The following is a 242-nucleotide window of genomic DNA, read 5'->3' on the forward strand; positions in this document are numbered from 1 at the left end:
TCTTTAGAGCGCTCTTCGCTCAAGCCTTTGTAGAACAACTGAGACATTACAAAGAAACCACCGGTTAGAGCAATGTGACCAATTAGAGCAATGGCTACTTTAAGGTCTTTCCACTCACGGTTAGTTAAGTCTTGGTCTAGGTTGAAGATATCTTGGATATGCTCTGGACCAATCACAAAACCTACTACGTAAGATACACAAGCACCTACTAGTAGTGTTCCCCAGCCAGCCCAATCTGGTGT

Annotated in this window: 1 protein-coding gene; it reads right to left on the bottom strand. The window is 43.8% G+C overall.

Translation table 11 applies throughout. The features are described 5' to 3' along the window. Window positions 1-242: hypothetical protein (locus Q4528_RS15560; protein ID WP_303522620.1), on the bottom strand; the 242-nt coding region annotated here is incomplete at both ends.

It is taken from the genome of Staphylococcus pasteuri, from assembly GCF_030547725.1.
GTDB classification, from domain to species: Bacteria; Bacillota; Bacilli; order Staphylococcales; family Staphylococcaceae; genus Staphylococcus; species Staphylococcus pasteuri.